37 protein-coding genes are annotated in these 12,703 nt (G+C 60.4%); 1 reads left to right on the top strand and 36 read right to left on the bottom strand.

Going from position 1 to position 12,703, the window contains the following annotated elements:
• Nucleotides 1-87: 87 nt before the first annotated feature.
• The 36 genes from AB4Z38_RS07035 to AB4Z38_RS06860 all read right to left on the bottom strand — a co-directional run bounded on the left by AB4Z38_RS07035 (nt 88) and on the right by AB4Z38_RS06860 (nt 11,885).
• Nucleotides 88-270: a hypothetical protein gene (locus AB4Z38_RS07035; protein ID WP_441429055.1), complete on the bottom strand. Its 183-nt coding sequence runs from the start codon at nt 268-270 to the stop codon at nt 88-90.
• Between the two features lie 166 nt (nt 271-436).
• A complete protein-coding gene (locus AB4Z38_RS07030) occupies nt 437-712 on the bottom strand; it encodes a DUF7455 domain-containing protein (protein ID WP_441429054.1) in 276 nt (91 codons plus the stop codon).
• 136 nt (nt 713-848) lie between these two features.
• A complete protein-coding gene (locus tag AB4Z38_RS07025; RefSeq protein WP_441429053.1) occupies nt 849-1,568 on the bottom strand; it encodes a hypothetical protein in 720 nt (239 codons plus the stop codon).
• Between the two features lie 235 nt (nt 1,569-1,803).
• Nucleotides 1,804-2,007 (bottom strand): hypothetical protein, encoded by a 204-nt coding sequence (locus tag AB4Z38_RS07020; protein WP_441429052.1) that lies wholly within the window; start codon nt 2,005-2,007, stop codon nt 1,804-1,806.
• Nucleotides 2,008-2,130: a hypothetical protein gene (locus AB4Z38_RS07015; protein ID WP_441429051.1), complete on the bottom strand. Its 123-nt coding sequence runs from the start codon at nt 2,128-2,130 to the stop codon at nt 2,008-2,010.
• Nucleotides 2,127-2,405, bottom strand: a complete 279-nt coding sequence (locus tag AB4Z38_RS07010; protein ID WP_441429050.1) for a hypothetical protein — start codon at nt 2,403-2,405, stop codon at nt 2,127-2,129. The genes AB4Z38_RS07015 and AB4Z38_RS07010 overlap by 4 nt, the downstream gene beginning before the upstream one ends.
• Entirely contained in the window at nt 2,402-2,755 is a 354-nt protein-coding gene (locus AB4Z38_RS07005; protein WP_441429049.1) for a hypothetical protein, read from the bottom strand. The genes AB4Z38_RS07010 and AB4Z38_RS07005 overlap by 4 nt, the downstream gene beginning before the upstream one ends.
• A complete protein-coding gene (locus tag AB4Z38_RS07000; protein WP_441429048.1) occupies nt 2,752-2,934 on the bottom strand; it encodes a hypothetical protein in 183 nt (60 codons plus the stop codon). The genes AB4Z38_RS07005 and AB4Z38_RS07000 overlap by 4 nt, the downstream gene beginning before the upstream one ends.
• Before the next feature lie 5 nt (nt 2,935-2,939).
• A complete protein-coding gene (locus tag AB4Z38_RS06995) occupies nt 2,940-3,248 on the bottom strand; it encodes a hypothetical protein (protein ID WP_441429047.1) in 309 nt (102 codons plus the stop codon).
• Between the two features lie 135 nt (nt 3,249-3,383).
• Nucleotides 3,384-3,710 carry a hypothetical protein gene (locus tag AB4Z38_RS06990; RefSeq protein ID WP_441429046.1) on the bottom strand — a complete coding sequence of 109 codons (327 nt, stop codon included), beginning with the start codon at nt 3,708-3,710 and terminating at the stop codon, nt 3,384-3,386.
• Nucleotides 3,707-4,159 (bottom strand): hypothetical protein, encoded by a 453-nt coding sequence (locus tag AB4Z38_RS06985; protein ID WP_441429045.1) that lies wholly within the window; start codon nt 4,157-4,159, stop codon nt 3,707-3,709. Before AB4Z38_RS06985 ends, AB4Z38_RS06990 begins: the two co-directional genes overlap by 4 nt.
• Complete coding sequence (locus AB4Z38_RS06980; RefSeq protein WP_441429044.1) at nt 4,156-4,389, bottom strand: hypothetical protein; 234 nt, start codon at nt 4,387-4,389, stop codon at nt 4,156-4,158. The genes AB4Z38_RS06985 and AB4Z38_RS06980 overlap by 4 nt, the downstream gene beginning before the upstream one ends.
• Nucleotides 4,386-4,511 carry a hypothetical protein gene (locus AB4Z38_RS06975; protein ID WP_441429043.1) on the bottom strand — a complete coding sequence of 42 codons (126 nt, stop codon included), beginning with the start codon at nt 4,509-4,511 and terminating at the stop codon, nt 4,386-4,388. Before AB4Z38_RS06975 ends, AB4Z38_RS06980 begins: the two co-directional genes overlap by 4 nt.
• 139 nt (nt 4,512-4,650) lie before the next feature.
• On the bottom strand, nt 4,651-4,788 hold the full coding sequence (locus tag AB4Z38_RS06970) for a hypothetical protein (RefSeq protein WP_441429042.1): 138 nt from the start codon (nt 4,786-4,788) through the stop codon (nt 4,651-4,653).
• A 109-nt stretch (nt 4,789-4,897) separates the two neighbouring features.
• Nucleotides 4,898-5,257 carry a hypothetical protein gene (locus AB4Z38_RS06965; protein ID WP_441429041.1) on the bottom strand — a complete coding sequence of 120 codons (360 nt, stop codon included), beginning with the start codon at nt 5,255-5,257 and terminating at the stop codon, nt 4,898-4,900.
• Nucleotides 5,254-5,625 carry a hypothetical protein gene (locus AB4Z38_RS06960; RefSeq protein ID WP_441429040.1) on the bottom strand — a complete coding sequence of 124 codons (372 nt, stop codon included), beginning with the start codon at nt 5,623-5,625 and terminating at the stop codon, nt 5,254-5,256. Before AB4Z38_RS06960 ends, AB4Z38_RS06965 begins: the two co-directional genes overlap by 4 nt.
• Nucleotides 5,626-5,812: 187 nt before the next feature.
• Complete coding sequence (locus AB4Z38_RS06955; RefSeq protein WP_441429039.1) at nt 5,813-6,148, bottom strand: hypothetical protein; 336 nt, start codon at nt 6,146-6,148, stop codon at nt 5,813-5,815.
• A 25-nt stretch (nt 6,149-6,173) separates the two neighbouring features.
• Nucleotides 6,174-6,467, bottom strand: coding sequence for a hypothetical protein (locus tag AB4Z38_RS06950; protein ID WP_441429038.1), 294 nt, complete (start codon nt 6,465-6,467; stop codon nt 6,174-6,176).
• Entirely contained in the window at nt 6,464-6,646 is a 183-nt protein-coding gene (locus AB4Z38_RS06945) for a hypothetical protein (RefSeq protein ID WP_441429037.1), read from the bottom strand. Before AB4Z38_RS06945 ends, AB4Z38_RS06950 begins: the two co-directional genes overlap by 4 nt.
• 3 nt (nt 6,647-6,649) lie before the next feature.
• Nucleotides 6,650-6,802, bottom strand: a complete 153-nt coding sequence (locus tag AB4Z38_RS06940; protein WP_441429036.1) for a hypothetical protein — start codon at nt 6,800-6,802, stop codon at nt 6,650-6,652.
• A 61-nt stretch (nt 6,803-6,863) separates the two neighbouring features.
• The gene (locus tag AB4Z38_RS06935) at nt 6,864-7,019 is read right to left on the bottom strand and encodes a hypothetical protein (RefSeq protein ID WP_441429035.1); all 156 of its coding nucleotides are present in this window, start codon (nt 7,017-7,019) and stop codon (nt 6,864-6,866) included.
• Nucleotides 7,019-7,507 carry a single-stranded DNA-binding protein gene (locus tag AB4Z38_RS06930; RefSeq protein ID WP_441429034.1) on the bottom strand — a complete coding sequence of 163 codons (489 nt, stop codon included), beginning with the start codon at nt 7,505-7,507 and terminating at the stop codon, nt 7,019-7,021. Before AB4Z38_RS06930 ends, AB4Z38_RS06935 begins: the two co-directional genes overlap by 1 nt.
• Nucleotides 7,508-7,510: 3 nt before the next feature.
• A complete protein-coding gene (locus tag AB4Z38_RS06925) occupies nt 7,511-7,783 on the bottom strand; it encodes a hypothetical protein (protein WP_441429033.1) in 273 nt (90 codons plus the stop codon).
• Between the two features lie 183 nt (nt 7,784-7,966).
• Nucleotides 7,967-8,500, bottom strand: coding sequence for a hypothetical protein (locus AB4Z38_RS06920; protein ID WP_441429032.1), 534 nt, complete (start codon nt 8,498-8,500; stop codon nt 7,967-7,969).
• An 11-nt stretch (nt 8,501-8,511) separates the two neighbouring features.
• On the bottom strand, nt 8,512-9,339 hold the full coding sequence (locus AB4Z38_RS06915) for a lambda exonuclease family protein (protein ID WP_441429031.1): 828 nt from the start codon (nt 9,337-9,339) through the stop codon (nt 8,512-8,514).
• Nucleotides 9,336-9,542 (bottom strand): hypothetical protein, encoded by a 207-nt coding sequence (locus AB4Z38_RS06910; protein ID WP_441429030.1) that lies wholly within the window; start codon nt 9,540-9,542, stop codon nt 9,336-9,338. Before AB4Z38_RS06910 ends, AB4Z38_RS06915 begins: the two co-directional genes overlap by 4 nt.
• A gap of 145 nt (nt 9,543-9,687) precedes the next feature.
• A complete protein-coding gene (locus AB4Z38_RS06905) occupies nt 9,688-10,002 on the bottom strand; it encodes a hypothetical protein (protein WP_441429029.1) in 315 nt (104 codons plus the stop codon).
• Nucleotides 9,999-10,175, bottom strand: coding sequence for a hypothetical protein (locus tag AB4Z38_RS06900; RefSeq protein WP_441429028.1), 177 nt, complete (start codon nt 10,173-10,175; stop codon nt 9,999-10,001). Before AB4Z38_RS06900 ends, AB4Z38_RS06905 begins: the two co-directional genes overlap by 4 nt.
• The gene (locus AB4Z38_RS06895; protein ID WP_441429027.1) at nt 10,172-10,387 is read right to left on the bottom strand and encodes a hypothetical protein; all 216 of its coding nucleotides are present in this window, start codon (nt 10,385-10,387) and stop codon (nt 10,172-10,174) included. The genes AB4Z38_RS06900 and AB4Z38_RS06895 overlap by 4 nt, the downstream gene beginning before the upstream one ends.
• Nucleotides 10,388-10,506: 119 nt before the next feature.
• On the bottom strand, nt 10,507-10,635 hold the full coding sequence (locus AB4Z38_RS06890; protein ID WP_441429026.1) for a hypothetical protein: 129 nt from the start codon (nt 10,633-10,635) through the stop codon (nt 10,507-10,509).
• On the bottom strand, nt 10,632-10,847 hold the full coding sequence (locus AB4Z38_RS06885; RefSeq protein ID WP_441429025.1) for a hypothetical protein: 216 nt from the start codon (nt 10,845-10,847) through the stop codon (nt 10,632-10,634). The genes AB4Z38_RS06890 and AB4Z38_RS06885 overlap by 4 nt, the downstream gene beginning before the upstream one ends.
• The gene (locus AB4Z38_RS06880; protein WP_441429024.1) at nt 10,844-10,975 is read right to left on the bottom strand and encodes a hypothetical protein; all 132 of its coding nucleotides are present in this window, start codon (nt 10,973-10,975) and stop codon (nt 10,844-10,846) included. The genes AB4Z38_RS06885 and AB4Z38_RS06880 overlap by 4 nt, the downstream gene beginning before the upstream one ends.
• Nucleotides 10,975-11,244 (bottom strand): hypothetical protein, encoded by a 270-nt coding sequence (locus AB4Z38_RS06875; RefSeq protein ID WP_441429023.1) that lies wholly within the window; start codon nt 11,242-11,244, stop codon nt 10,975-10,977. The genes AB4Z38_RS06880 and AB4Z38_RS06875 overlap by 1 nt, the downstream gene beginning before the upstream one ends.
• 9 nt (nt 11,245-11,253) lie before the next feature.
• Entirely contained in the window at nt 11,254-11,406 is a 153-nt protein-coding gene (locus tag AB4Z38_RS06870; RefSeq protein ID WP_441429022.1) for a hypothetical protein, read from the bottom strand.
• Nucleotides 11,403-11,630, bottom strand: a complete 228-nt coding sequence (locus AB4Z38_RS06865) for a hypothetical protein (RefSeq protein WP_441429021.1) — start codon at nt 11,628-11,630, stop codon at nt 11,403-11,405. Before AB4Z38_RS06865 ends, AB4Z38_RS06870 begins: the two co-directional genes overlap by 4 nt.
• Nucleotides 11,631-11,639: 9 nt before the next feature.
• Nucleotides 11,640-11,885, bottom strand: a complete 246-nt coding sequence (locus tag AB4Z38_RS06860) for a helix-turn-helix domain-containing protein (protein ID WP_441429020.1) — start codon at nt 11,883-11,885, stop codon at nt 11,640-11,642.
• A gap of 308 nt (nt 11,886-12,193) precedes the next feature.
• Between AB4Z38_RS06860 and AB4Z38_RS06855 the strand changes: the two genes are divergently transcribed.
• Complete coding sequence (locus tag AB4Z38_RS06855) at nt 12,194-12,664, top strand: hypothetical protein (RefSeq protein ID WP_441429019.1); 471 nt, start codon at nt 12,194-12,196, stop codon at nt 12,662-12,664.
• Nucleotides 12,665-12,703: the final 39 nt, after the last annotated feature.

Genomic DNA, 12,703 nt, shown 5'->3' with positions numbered 1-12,703 from the left:
CCTCCTAGAAAGGGTGATGGCCCCCACGTTCTAGGCGTGGAGGCCATCTATCCGGGGTAATTAGTCCCGGAATTATTTGAAAGGGTTTTAGGGGTTGAGTTCGTTGACGGTGTGGAGTAGGAGTGCCCGTGCTCGCATGACAGCCCTACGCGCTTCGGCGTGGTCGAGTCCATCCAGGGAGCGGTCCAGGTGCTCGGCCAGTAGGACGAGTGTGGCGGCGTCGTTGGACTCGGTCACCTGACGAGGACTGGGCGTGTGACGGTACTTCATGCCGTGACCGGGTAATGCTTGGGTGGGCGCTCATTGAACCCGCCGCCATTGTTGCGGTCGTACACGGCACCGCAGTTGCACTTATTCCAGGTGCACGCCTTCGCTGGGCAGTGTGGGTTGGCGGAGAGGGCGCCGGCTGGTCGGGCGCAGGCGGGGCAGGTGCGTGTCATTTTTGGCCTACCCTCATTCCTTCGACCCAGTGGTTGTCTTTGATGTGCTCGTGGAGGCTGGCGGTTTCGTCGATGACGGCTGCGGGGCGGATGTGTTGTTTCCATTCGCGCCAGTGGTGTGCGCAGGCGAGCAGTTCCCCGCCCTTGGGGAGCCGGTGGGAGCGGCGCAGGATGACCACCACATACGCTCGTGCGCCGCAACGGTCGCAACGGGTGGAATGATTCAACACCGGGGCAGTCTCATCGGGTGTCTCAGTAACCGGGACCGTCATGATGAACCTCCCGGCTTAAACGGAAAGAGGCTCCAATTTCTTGGAGCCTCTTCAGTCGTTACACTTAGTGTAATCCAGGCAGCGTATCAAGGTCAACACTTTGAGCAGTTTTCATTCAGGGCACTGAGCATGTTGCTCAGGCCACGCCCTCTTCACGCTTCGGGGCGGCGCGGTCAATGAGATCCTTGATGTCACCTAGCCTGTACATGGCCCGCAGTTTCTTTCCGTCATCCCCGCGCTCGGCATTGGCCCGGTGAAGCAGCCCGCGAGACGCGAGAACTCGGATGTAGTCTGCGCCCACTTCGAGGCCATGCACCCGAGCGAGACGCTGCGCAAGCATTGTTGGGTAGCCGATGGTGTCGGCGTCTACTTGGCGGGCGTAGGTTTTGGCACCTGTCCGCCATTCCTGGACGGCTTCGTATTCGGCCCCGCAGACTTTGCAGGTGGTGCGGTCTTGCCCTGCCGCTACGAAGAGTTCGGCTCCGCAGTCTTCGGTTTGGCAGGTGCCGGCGAATTCTTTGTGTGCTGCTAGGTGTGCGGCGCGTTCGCAGTCCTTGAGCAGGGCATCCAAGGCTGGGTGGAGGTCTGGCGCCCATGAGAGGGAGCGGAGGCGTGGCATGTTCGATCGGAGGTACCATTCGAGGTCGAACGGCGTGCGGCCCTCTAAAGGCTTACGTGTGACCGCAGCCAACCTCAGGGCGGTTCCCATGAGCCACCTGTGCAACGCGTCCATCGCGGACACGGCGTCCACGTTCACGGGTGCTGGTGCGTGTTGGGCGCGGACCCCTGGTGCCCGGTCACCATACGTCGCGGTCAACGTGAGGCGCGGCACGGCGTGGGCTAACTCGGCCAACACGCCATCGACCTCGGCCAGACGGTACTCAAACGCCTCCGCACACGACGCACACAGCCACACACCATCAGCAGTCGGGACACCGCACCTGCAATTCATCGGTCACCCCGGAACACGAAGTAGGCTGACCCAGGAAACCGGCCCTGACACTGTAGGCACCCGCGAATGTGGTCATCGCCCCACTCGCTAGGAACGTCACTGCCGGATACGTGCTCCACGCCCTCAACATCAATCCAGCTCACGTGTAGTCCCCTTCGCCCAATAAATAGTCCATGTCGCGTACCTGATCCAACAGGGTCAGATCGTCGTAGTTGCCGTTCACGAGGCACCCACACGGCTCCCACTGCGCCCTTGCTTCTTCAAGGGTCATGTTGAGCCGGTCCAGGGCGCGCCGCCGCTGGTCCTGACATTCCTTCGTGGTGAGGTGCACGACGGCTCCCACTTAGTTCTCCTTGGGTTGGTCTTCGAGGATGTGTAGGTACTTGGGGACGTTGATGATTCCGTCGCCCCAGTCTTTGCGCATTTCGAAGATGGCGCGGGCGATACGGCGTTCAGCGTCAGTCATTCCCCGCCCCTTTCCGTCACCGCACGAGCACGCAGGTAGTCGTGGACTTCGCCCCACGTCACGAGGTCTGATAGGCCGGTGTTTACTGGGAACACGGTTGGGAATGTGAAGTCACCTGAAGCGATCTCGTCCGCAGCGTCTTCGAGTGCCTGGGCGCGCAGGTACGGGGCAGCGGCTTCAAGGGCGATGCGAACTAGATCGCGGGAGTAGCTGGCCCCATACGTTTCATTCAGGACAGCCTCCAGCGCCGCCTTAGTGGCTTCTTCGGGGATCATCCCATCCTCCGTTTCTGATACGCGGCACGGGGGAATCCCGTGACTGCGTCCGCTCCATCGGCGCCCGTTTCCCGATACGGATTGGGGCTTGGTGGTCCGGGCAGTTCCGGCCTGCCGATCTTGTGGGCGGCGATCACTCGGTCAGCGTGACGCATACCGGATTTCTGCCCTTCGTCCCATGCGTCTTCGAGCTTCCCGTACCCGTTCGCAGCCAGGACCTCAGCCACGTGTTCCGTAGCGCTCTGCAAGTCTGGATACGATCCGCATGCAAAGTTCGAGCAGTACCATCCACCTTCGTTACCGATGGTCATGCAGTGCTTGATCAGCACCTCGGCCATTGACGCGCTCACGAGGCGGACTCCACGATCTCGTCCAGGTTCAGGCTCCGGAGCAGTCCGTTGGCTGCGTCGATGATTCCTTGGCGGCGTTCGGCGTTGTTCCGCTTCTCGTCCAGCCAGTTGTCAGAGGCCGTATCCCGCTCCACCCTATGGATGCCGCCGAACTCTCGGGCCTCGATAATAACCCTCATGCCACTCATGCTTGTTCCTCCTTCACTGCCGCCGCGAGAACAGCGCGGGCGTGCTTCCGGTGGATCTCTCCGGCGTGGCTCATCCACCCAAACCCTTCGATCTCCGCCAGTGCCCGCGCCGCCAACTCCACGCTGTAATCGTCAATCACAAACCGGTGGATTCCTTGAGCGGCGTCATAGGCGTCAGCGGCGGCAAGGGCATCCGGCATCACTCGGTCTACCCACTCTTCCAAATCTTCCCCATACTGGATCTGGTTGGGCTTCGGGTGGCGCATGGCCTTCGCGGCGGCTTCCTCACGGCTCGTGTCACTCATTGATGCATCCTTCGTCGTGGTTGGAGAACGGCTTTGAACAGTCCGGGCAAGGATTCGCGTCAGGCTCAATGTCTAGGACGCTGCACACGCAACCGTCCCCGGTCCAGTTCCGGCAAAGCTCCTGCTCGCAGCGCCTCATGCTTCCCCCTCAAACAGGACCGTCGCGGGGAGGGCGAGGTGGTCACTTGGATGCCTGCCTGTGGTCAGCGTCTCGGCCCAATGGTCGTTGAACTTCTCCCAGATGGTTGCCTGCTCCGATCGCACGACAGACCACGTGGGCAGTGCGTCGAGTTCTTCAACGGTGCTGACCGTGCGGGGCTTCACCCAGCCAGCGGTGAGGACGGCGTCGGCGGCCTTGCTAGCAACTACCCCCGTCAGGCTCGGTGGAGCGTCGGCCTCGTTGTAGATGGCGTCATCGACGGCGTCTTCGATCAGGTCCACCAGTTCGTCACGCTCGCTCACTTGTGCCCCTCCTGGAGTGCAGCAACCACGGCGGCAACAGTCGGGCACGGGTAGCGCTGCCAGTTACCGTCATCCGTCCCGCATCCGGTACAGACCTTCACGACGCGCTCGTGACGGCCCGGGTTCATGAGCGCATCAACTTGCTCATGCAGCGCGAGTACGCCGTCGAGGGCGGCAAGGAGGCGGCGGATGTCAGTGGGCGCGTTGGCTATCAATGCGGCGTCGGGGAAGCTGTAGAGGTTCTCCTTGCCAGCCTTGACCAGATCGCCGTCAGCTTTGCGGAATGTCGGCTGGGCGCCATTCATGCCCATGCGTGCGAAGTCCATTACCGTCCAGCCGCCCGAACCTGCGAGACGGGGACGCGGCAAGGTGTTCTCCCAACGCCACGGCCCCTCGGTGGCTTTGTCGGCGCGTTCCCGGATCGGGGCTAACAGGTCGGGGGCGGTCACTTGGCAGGCTCCTCACGGTATAGGGGCACGGCACGTGGGCAGTGCGGTGGCTTCTCTGGATCGCGATAGTCGAGGAACGATATGGCTTTGGTGACGGCGGGCTCCGGGTATGTCTCGACCCACCCTTTCTTTTTCTTCCATTTGCCATGGGAGGACATGTGCGTCGTCTCACCCATCGGCTCGTCTTTGTGGTCGCAGAACCATCCGACTTGGACTTGGGCCTCGCTCATTTGGTGCCTTCGAGTAGTTGGTCGAGCCATCCGGTGGGGAGGCTGTTGAGCATCCGGGCGGTAACGTCCGGGATGCTGGTGAGGCGCGGGTCCAGGGGTTTGGGTTCATCAACGCGGGTCATGACGCCAGCCTCACGTCTGCCGGCTTCGGGTGTACAAGGTCGAACGGGCTGGGTCCGGTGCAGACCGTGACGGCGAATGGGGTCACATACGTGACCGTGCCAAGGATGCCGTTAGCGCGGACAAGGTCACCGACCCGGATCACGCGCGGGCCTCGGCGTCCTTCAGCAGTGCCCGGAGTTGCACACGGAGTTCGCGGACTTCACGGTAATTCTGCGGGGTTTCCTCAAGGGACTCGGCGATGCTGAGTGCTTCGGTGAGGGAATGGTGGTGGGTCATGCTGTCCTGCCTTACGTCGGGGTCCGTGCTCATGCGGGCCGATACGGTCTATTCTACAGCAAGTTTCAGTGCTTTGACTGAAACACACTGAAACTTTTTCGGGACAAAACTACGGCCTCTTACCAGTCAACAGGGCCACCAAATCAGCCAAGGTCATAGTCACCCACTGATCCTCAGGCCGGCCCTTACCGTGCCGCTTGTGCACGATCACACCAGCCAAAGCCCCATCATTCAGACGCTCAGCCTCGGCCTCACCAGCCCACGAACCAAGAGCCAGCTTCACGCAGTTCTTCGCCTCGAACACAACCCGCTGACCATGCGCCCGGACCCCGGCAATGTCGCCTTTGTCTTTCGCCCCGGTCTTCACGCGCCGGTCAATCCGGTCATCCACGGTCTCGGCTAGGTAGTCGGCAACGAGCCTCTCGAACGACGCCCCAGCAGCCTTGGCGCTGGCCCTGGACCTGCTCACGCGCCTACCCCAGCCGCGGACGCCCCTGAGCATTCGTGGCAGATCCAGACGCCGCGTGCCACTTCGGTCATGTCGGTCACGGCGTGTTTGCGGGCTGGGTCGCATTGGGCGCATAGGCGGGTGCCGGTCATGTTGGGTGTCTTGGCTTCGGTGGTCCAATGTTCGGGCCACATGATGGCGGCGGGTGTGAGGGCTTTTTTGTTTTGGGTGGATTTTTCCGCCGCCGTCGTTACCTGCCCGAGTGTAGCGCCGGCTTCCGCTGCTTGCTGTAGTGATTTCATGATGCCTTGGTGTGTCCATTCTGGTCGTCTGCGGCGGATCATTCGGGAGAGGTCTGTGGCGTCGTGTTCGTCGAACTTGTAGGGCATTTTTGTGAGACCTTCACACGTAAGTTAAGTGACGTTGGCGGCGGAAAGCAGCCCAATCTTTTTTAGAAGCCCGGAAGGGCTGGAAGGTGAGTTAAGTACTTGGTCTTGGTCTTGGTCTTGGACACTTGTACGTACAGCGTTACTACAGGCGTTACGAACGGTGTTTGTAACGCCGTTACACGTGGCGTTACTGACCATGTTTCTTGGTGGCACGCCAGTCGGCCAGCCTCTGCCGCCCCTTAGCCCTGTCTTCGAGGACTTTCTCTTTCGTGCGCTGGTATTCGTCCCATGAAAGGAACTGGTAACCGTCCGGGGCGTGCTCCCAAAAACCCGTCTTGACGAGCTTGTCCGCGAGATGCTTACCTTTCGGCCATGAGAGGACGTACCAGGACGGAACTTGCCCGTCTGTGAGGTAGTCGGTGCAGTATGTTCCGCAGACCACCCAGAGCCCGATAGCTTCGAGGCCGGCTGTTCTGACTTTCGGGTGCCCGTGCATTTTGTCGTCGGCGTTGAACCATGGCACTTTTAGTTCTCCTTCGGGTGTGCGCTCACGCGGCGGTCCTTTGTCGACGTTGGCGGTGCCATTGGGCGATTTCGTTGGTGGCCCGTTTGAGTCCGAGTGGTCCGCCGTGGATGGGTTCAGGTTGCGCTGGGAGTGGCGTGGTGAGTTGGCGGGCGCGTTGTTGGGTGCGGAGGATTTGTGCTTGGAGTCGTTCGTTTTCGCGGGCGAGTTTTTGGGCGGCTTTGTAGGTTTCGCGGGCTGCTTGGAGTTCGGCTTGGAGTTCGGATTGGCGGGCTTGGGCGGCTTCGATGGTGTCTTTCCCGCCGTACTGGTAGGTCACTGCTGGTCCTTCCGTTGGTAGTGGCGGCAGTCTTTGCAGTGGGTTTGTCGGGTCCAGATGGATCGGGAGTTGGAGGGGAAGTCGATGCCGCAGCGGTGGCAGACCCGGTAGCCGCCTTGGGTGCGTGGTGGTCGGATGCGGTAGCCTGCGTGGCTGGTGTGGGTGGTGGGTTGGATCAAGGGTTACTCCCAGTCCACGAGTTCGGCTACATCCGTGGTGAGTTCTTCGAGAACTTCCTCCGGAAAGTCGCTTAGGTTATCTGGCACGTCGAAGTCGTCTTCGACCTCGACGACATGCGTCGAACGCCATGTGCATGTGATGGTTATTTCTTTCATGGGTGGCTCCGGGTGGTTGTGGTGTGCCCCGCCGTGTTGACGGGGCACACCGGGGCGGGGGTTATTTGTGGAAGAACTGAACAGCGTCTTGGAGCACGACGTTGACGTTCGACTCATAAATGGCTGTCCCGATAACGTGGAGTGCGTCGCTGCCCTTGACGCGGATCAGCACCTCTACTTCAAGGGGTACGCGGACCGTAAGCGGCATATTCGCCATCAGAACGGCACCTCTTCGGTCTGGGGGCCGGTTCCCCATCCGCCCGCGTTGCTTACGCCCGGGGTCGCCCAGGGGTCTTCGGCGGGTGCGGCTGCACGAGCCGCAGCCTGCCCGGAGCCGCCCTTCTGCGTGCGGGTCACTTTCGCGTTGGCGTACTTGAGTGACGGCCCGATTTCCTCGACTTTCAGCTCAATTACGGTGCGCTTCTCGCCTTCCTTGGTCTCATAGGAACGCTGCTCCAGGTTGCCGGATAGGATGACACGCATGCCTTTGGTCAGGGTCTCGGCTACGTTCTCGGCTGTTTCCCGCCAGACGGAGCAGCGCAGGAAGAGCGATTCCCCGTCCTTCCACTCGTTGCTGTTCTTGTCGAACGTGCGCGGGGTGGATGCGACGGTGAAGTTAGCCACCGCCGCGCCAGCCGGAGTAAAACGAAGTTCCGGATCGTTGGTGAGGTTGCCGATCACTGTGATCGTGGTTTCGTTCGCCATGGTTTAGAGTCCTTCTTCGAAGCGGTCGGTTGGTGAGATTTCAAACTGCGTGTGGGTTGTATAGCTGCCGCCGCCGAATGCCCCATGCTGTTCATGGGTCAGCTCATCGAAAGTCACAGTTATGACGAGTGCGCGCCGGGATTTCTTGCCTTCCTGGTAGCTCCTTACTCGGGCGTCGAGCGTGCGGAGCGTTCCCGCAACCATCGCCCCGGTCGGGAGCCATAGGCGTATCTTTCGGTCAACGTGATACGGGGTCAGATCTACTGCAAGTGCCATGGTTATGCTGCCCATTTCTTTTTGATGTTGTAGGAGTTGCTAGTCAAATGCAGTTGCCCGCAGTCCGGGCATTTGTATGGGGCTTGGCCGTGGACGCGCCGGCCTTGGAGACGCTCAACCCGTTGCATGCGCTTGACTACACGCAGCGCGTCAGCCCAAGACTGGTACGCGTCCTTATGGCACCTAGACGGCTTGCTCATGTGGCATGGCCATGGCTTGGATGGTGTCCAAGTGTTCCTGTGGTTCCTTGGCTGCTACGGCTGCTTTCCACAACGCCCGGAGTAGGTCCACGTCACCGTTCGCTTGTTCGGCCTCTGCCAGGAAGTCACGCTTCACAGGCTCGGTCAGGGGTTGCACGGTGAACATGGCGCTTCTGCCCTGCCTGATGAGCAACGGCACCTTGAGCGGCTTGTCAATGCCGGACATGTGGCTGATACGGGAACCACCAACGGCAGCACCGCCGAACTCTACGGACGGGTCACAGTAGAGCGTGAGGCGCTTGCCGACGTAGTTCGCACCTTTTGAACCCCATGCGGCCACGATGACCCGGCGCATTGATTTGCCGGGGCGCCAAACACGTGGGAATTCTTTGAAGTGGAAGTTGAATGGTTGCTCAGCGTTGTGCTTGCTGACATTCTCGATCGTGAACGTCCGTGGCCCGCTAAGCAGGTCCACGGCGTCTAGCTGGTCACTCTTCGGGGCCAGGCTGTCTGTCATGTCGAGGTCCATCAGAAGATCTCCATTGCTGGGAAGTGGTCTATGCGTTCGGTCATGGGCAGGTCAGCGGTGGTGTAAAGGTAGGTGTTCACCATTTCGGTGGCTGTTGCCTCGAATTGCTCAACAGCGTCGATGATTGCGGCGTGCCAGTCGGGGTCAGGGTAGACGCGCTTTGTCCATAGCTTCATGCCGCCCGAATAGGAGACGTAATCGCACCAGGAGCGCCCCGATACGAGTAGTCCTGCCTGTATCTGTGCCATGTTCTCGGCGGGCACTTCATTGGCGAGGACCGTCTTTAGCTGGATCTTCTGGGCGCGGCTCTTTATCTCAATCAAGCCGTTCTCGTTGACCAGCCCATCCGGCGAAAACCCGATCTTGAAGCCATCGAACTCACGGATCATGAAACCCATCTCATTGACCGGTGCGTAATTTTCGGCGTACTTCTCTCGGGCATACGGCTCATCCAGGGTTCCGCGTTCCATCGCCCGTGATGGCTGGACGGGTTCAACGTGGCCGGTGATCCGTTCGGCTGCGAGGGTCATGGTGAGTCCGCGGGCGGTGTCGTTGGTCGTGTCCGCGGCGATCACATGGTCTAGATCGCGTGCCGCTGCTGTACGGGCCGGGTGGAGTGTTTTGAGCGGGCCGGGCGTGCGCTTCCCGGTGCAGGGGTAGACCGCTTCCGCGCCGCATTCCGGGCAGTCAGTTTCTATGGCTGATGGCTGGCGTGAAGTCACGAGTTGCCCGACAACTGATGCGGTGACGATCCCGCAACGTGCGGCCAACCATTCGTCAGTTCCTTGTTCGAGGTCAGGGAAGACTTGCAGGCTAATGGTGCTCATTTGGACGCCGCCGAAACGTACTGGCCGTCCTTCATGTGGGAATCATCTGCGTCCCACACGTCAACGCCGTCAAATTCTGCGAATGCGAAGTCGGTTTGAGGGGCATTATCGATAGCCCGCTCAACGGCTTCCTCATAGCTGTCTGCTTCGACATCGACAGCAGCAGATACGGTGCCGCTCAAATATATGGTGTAGCTGCTCATGGTTATTCGGCTTCTTTCTGGTTGATGGGTTCGGTTAGTGCTTCGTCTCTGCCGCAGGGACACTCGGGGTCGTGTTCTTGGCGGACTCGTTTGAGGCTGGCTCCGAGCAACGCCCGGTACTCTTCCGCAGCCCACTCAGCCCCGGTCACGGTGCTTGCTCCGGTTCGTACAGGACTGTTGCGGGGCCGTGTTGCACGACGTGGTGGAAGCCTTTGGCGGTCAGGATCCGGTGGGCGCGGTAGATGGTTACGGCGTGTCCGAAGCAGGTTCGGATGATGCTCCCGTCAGGTAGCGCGTCTACCTCGTCCGTGGTGGTGATCGTGCGGTGCTTGACGTAGCCAGCGGCGATGAGGGCGTCTGCTAGCTTGTAGTCCTGTGTTGCTGGCCCGAAGTCGCGTGTGCCGAAGATGCGGTCAAGGCTGGCGGCAACAACCCCAGCCAGTTCGTCACGGGCACTCATGCCGCTACCCCCAGGATCATGGCGCGCAAATCCGGTGCGTGCTTGGTGAGGTAGCGGGTCGCTGCGGCCCGGTCCACGAAGGGGACTGTCACGTTGTCCAACAGTGTGAAGTTCCGGTCAAACACGGGCGCGTTACCAAGCAGGTCATTCGAGGGAATCAGTTCGGTGCTCATTTTGTGCTCATTTCATGGTCTTTCAGGCGCTCAAGGTAGGGGTTGACTCCGAAGTCGGGATCGCTGGGGCTGAAGTTTTCGCGGTAGTGCGTCCACCCTTCGTCCCATGCCGAGGCAAGGTTGCGGAGGCGTGTCCCTTCCGCCCACTTGGCTTGCCGCTTACGGGCATCGGCTTCCGTAGTCCGGTAACAGCCGTGGCATCGCCCAGACATCCACGACTCCGGGGCCGTGTCGCGACAGAAGAGGCAAATACGCTCACGGCATTGTGGGCAGTGATTGTTAGCCTCGGTGCCTTGGTTAGTGAACTCTTCGCGGGGGTGTGTGCATTTGCTCATCGCCGGTCCTCGCAGTCGGGGCAGTTGGTCAGGTGGATCAGGTGGTAGTCGTCCCGGTCGGCCCGGACGGCCCACGGGATCAGACAGCCGCTGATGACGGCGAGAGCCAGGACGAGGGCGATCATGCTGCTTCCTCGGTGGCCGGGTAGTCCACGGCCAGCTCGTACGCCTTCTTGAGGGCTTCGGCATGGGATGGGCATGCGTGGGTTATCAGTCGCCCGCGTTCGTCAATGACATCCGCGAACCATGTGTTCAAGAACTTGACTACGGCTGGCTTGCGGGGGTTGGTGCGTCTGCGCTGTGCCTTCGGGTCAGGGGTAGGAATGTACTTGCTCATGACTCTCCTTTGCGGTACTGGTCTGCTGCTTCTTCTGTGGCGGTTTGGAATTCGTTGTCTAGTTGTTCGCGCTCGTCGTCGGTGAGTCCGTCAGCACCGAACTCCACATACCGGTCCCAGGCGCCCATCAGACCCACCCGAGTTCCACAACGCCGTAAGAGAATGCCCCGTACTTCCCGTCGATGCGGTTGCGCCGGTTGGTGGTAGCGCGGTGCTCACCGAACCCGCCAGTGATCCGACGCCCGTTCTCCACATAAGCGATGTACTCCGCATCGAACCGTGCCGGGGTCCACGGGGCGACGTGCTTGTTCTTCGTGTTGTACCCAAGCCGGCAATAGGCCGCCGCCAACTCGTCCTCAGTAACGACGGGCCGCTTGTGAACGATGATCGTGCTCATGGGTTGCTCCTAGTAGCTTTCGTTGCTGCATGCTTTGTGGAGGTCGGCGTACCAGTACTCCTGGGTTGCGCCGTCCGCTGTGGTGATCTGGACCTTGTCCGGGCTGATCCGGTCGAAGGTGATGGGCTGCGTGTGGGTGGTTGACCAGATGGTCGTGCTCATGGGTTCGGCTCCCCGATGAACCGTGCGTAAATGTCGTGGAGTCGGGGGTGCGTGGATACCGACACGGTGCGGGTCTGCAAGCCACGCCTTTTCCATGTGGCGACATGACCGGAGGAAACTCCCGTGGCGACCAATGCCCAGTTGCCGGGATTGGCTCGAAGTTCTGCGGCCATGGCATCGATGGGCTTTGTGGGTTCTTCCCAAATCATTTCAAGGTGGCTCATGGGTTGCTCCTAGGCTGCGTCGGGGTCGATGAATCGAGGGTCAAGACCAAGGATTTTGGCGAGTGGTTCGACGCGATCTTCGGGGAGTGTGCGCCGGCCTGATTCGTAGTTCGAAAGGGTTGGGTGCTTGCAGTCGATGGCGGTAGCGAGTTCCGCGAGGGTGAGGCGCTTGCGTTCACGTTCGCGTTTGATGATGTGCCCGATGCGGATGTCTGTGACTGCTGAGACGTTCCTCCGGGTTGTTGTGGTTTCCATGTACTGAAGCTTACTGAAACAAACTGAAACACGCAAGAGGGAATCACTGAAACACAACGAAGAAATGCACCAGAACGCCGGAAATCCGCTGAAAAACAGTGTAATTACAAGGCGTGGTAGCAACGAAACAGGCCAACCCGCCCCCCAAATAACTTTTGTTGTTTCAGTCGAAGGTGCGGAACGATGAAGCAAGTAGCACCGCAAGGGGCAGTCAAGTACACCAAGTAGCAGTGGCTAGCAAGCGGCCCGTAAAAGACGAGTACGCACGCGTCTATGCAAGACACTGAAAGAAAGGGAAAGTAAGGCACATGAGCGAAAAGAACACCGCCGAACTGGTGCGGCTCATACAAGCGCATCTGAGCGACAAGAGCATTGGCCCGGAGGCGTTCACCAGGGACTGGCCTGCAAGGGATAAGCGGTCGTATTACAACTGGACCCAGAAAGGCATGGTGCCGCGGAATGAATCGCGGGGCCTGCTAGAGGACGCTTTGGGGTGGAAGCGCGGCTCCGTGACGGAGGTGCTTGAGTCTCCGATCACGAGGACGTTCACACTGTCTGAGCTGAGGGACTGGGAGAAGGTTGACGAGCCACGCGTGACCAAGGCGTCTGAGTTGTCCACGGATGAACTGTTGATTGAGTTGACTCGGCGTGTGGGTGCGTTGCAGACCGAGGTCACTGTCCTGCGGGAGGGTGCCGCGCCGACGAAGCCCATGCTTCGTTTGGCGGCTGACCGTGACGGTGAGGGGTGGGATTCCGAGCACCTGGAGAACGGCGAGTGACCGTTACCGTTACGTGACCGTTTTTGGTATGAACCTGCA

The organism is Arthrobacter sp. 2RAF6, assembly GCF_052115205.1.
Classification (GTDB): domain Bacteria; phylum Actinomycetota; class Actinomycetes; order Actinomycetales; family Micrococcaceae; genus Arthrobacter.
Note: the sequence above shows the minus strand (reverse complement) of the source record. Positions and strands in the feature narration are given on the sequence as shown.

Coding starts and splice junctions, on each gene's coding strand:
- AB4Z38_RS06975 (WP_441429043.1), bottom strand. CDS start 4,511: ATGACCCGCGTTGATGAACCCAAACCCCTGGACCCGCGCCTCACCAGC.
- AB4Z38_RS07030 (WP_441429054.1), bottom strand. CDS start 712: ATGACGGTCCCGGTTACTGAGACACCCGATGAGACTGCCCCGGTGTTG.
- AB4Z38_RS07015 (WP_441429051.1), bottom strand. CDS start 2,130: ATGACTGACGCTGAACGCCGTATCGCCCGCGCCATCTTCGAAATGCGC.
- AB4Z38_RS07010 (WP_441429050.1), bottom strand. CDS start 2,405: ATGATCCCCGAAGAAGCCACTAAGGCGGCGCTGGAGGCTGTCCTGAAT.
- AB4Z38_RS06935 (WP_441429035.1), bottom strand. CDS start 7,019: ATGGCGAATATGCCGCTTACGGTCCGCGTACCCCTTGAAGTAGAGGTG.
- AB4Z38_RS06865 (WP_441429021.1), bottom strand. CDS start 11,630: ATGAGCCACCTTGAAATGATTTGGGAAGAACCCACAAAGCCCATCGAT.
- AB4Z38_RS06980 (WP_441429044.1), bottom strand. CDS start 4,389: ATGAGCGAGGCCCAAGTCCAAGTCGGATGGTTCTGCGACCACAAAGAC.
- AB4Z38_RS06970 (WP_441429042.1), bottom strand. CDS start 4,788: ATGACCCACCACCATTCCCTCACCGAAGCACTCAGCATCGCCGAGTCC.
- AB4Z38_RS07035 (WP_441429055.1), bottom strand. CDS start 270: ATGAAGTACCGTCACACGCCCAGTCCTCGTCAGGTGACCGAGTCCAAC.
- AB4Z38_RS06900 (WP_441429028.1), bottom strand. CDS start 10,175: ATGAGCACCGAACTGATTCCCTCGAATGACCTGCTTGGTAACGCGCCC.
- AB4Z38_RS06915 (WP_441429031.1), bottom strand. CDS start 9,339: ATGAGCACCATTAGCCTGCAAGTCTTCCCTGACCTCGAACAAGGAACT.
- AB4Z38_RS06920 (WP_441429032.1), bottom strand. CDS start 8,500: ATGACAGACAGCCTGGCCCCGAAGAGTGACCAGCTAGACGCCGTGGAC.
- AB4Z38_RS06870 (WP_441429022.1), bottom strand. CDS start 11,406: ATGAGCACGACCATCTGGTCAACCACCCACACGCAGCCCATCACCTTC.
- AB4Z38_RS06905 (WP_441429029.1), bottom strand. CDS start 10,002: ATGAGTGCCCGTGACGAACTGGCTGGGGTTGTTGCCGCCAGCCTTGAC.
- AB4Z38_RS06995 (WP_441429047.1), bottom strand. CDS start 3,248: ATGAGTGACACGAGCCGTGAGGAAGCCGCCGCGAAGGCCATGCGCCAC.
- AB4Z38_RS06910 (WP_441429030.1), bottom strand. CDS start 9,542: ATGAGCAGCTACACCATATATTTGAGCGGCACCGTATCTGCTGCTGTC.
- AB4Z38_RS07000 (WP_441429048.1), bottom strand. CDS start 2,934: ATGAGGGTTATTATCGAGGCCCGAGAGTTCGGCGGCATCCATAGGGTG.
- AB4Z38_RS06940 (WP_441429036.1), bottom strand. CDS start 6,802: ATGAAAGAAATAACCATCACATGCACATGGCGTTCGACGCATGTCGTC.
- AB4Z38_RS06960 (WP_441429040.1), bottom strand. CDS start 5,625: ATGCCCTACAAGTTCGACGAACACGACGCCACAGACCTCTCCCGAATG.
- AB4Z38_RS06855 (WP_441429019.1), top strand. CDS start 12,194: ATGAGCGAAAAGAACACCGCCGAACTGGTGCGGCTCATACAAGCGCAT.
- AB4Z38_RS06875 (WP_441429023.1), bottom strand. CDS start 11,244: ATGAGCACGATCATCGTTCACAAGCGGCCCGTCGTTACTGAGGACGAG.
- AB4Z38_RS06860 (WP_441429020.1), bottom strand. CDS start 11,885: ATGGAAACCACAACAACCCGGAGGAACGTCTCAGCAGTCACAGACATC.
- AB4Z38_RS06925 (WP_441429033.1), bottom strand. CDS start 7,783: ATGGCACTTGCAGTAGATCTGACCCCGTATCACGTTGACCGAAAGATA.
- AB4Z38_RS06880 (WP_441429024.1), bottom strand. CDS start 10,975: ATGGGCGCCTGGGACCGGTATGTGGAGTTCGGTGCTGACGGACTCACC.
- AB4Z38_RS06890 (WP_441429026.1), bottom strand. CDS start 10,635: ATGATCGCCCTCGTCCTGGCTCTCGCCGTCATCAGCGGCTGTCTGATC.
- AB4Z38_RS06895 (WP_441429027.1), bottom strand. CDS start 10,387: ATGTCTGGGCGATGCCACGGCTGTTACCGGACTACGGAAGCCGATGCC.
- AB4Z38_RS06885 (WP_441429025.1), bottom strand. CDS start 10,847: ATGAGCAAGTACATTCCTACCCCTGACCCGAAGGCACAGCGCAGACGC.
- AB4Z38_RS06930 (WP_441429034.1), bottom strand. CDS start 7,507: ATGGCGAACGAAACCACGATCACAGTGATCGGCAACCTCACCAACGAT.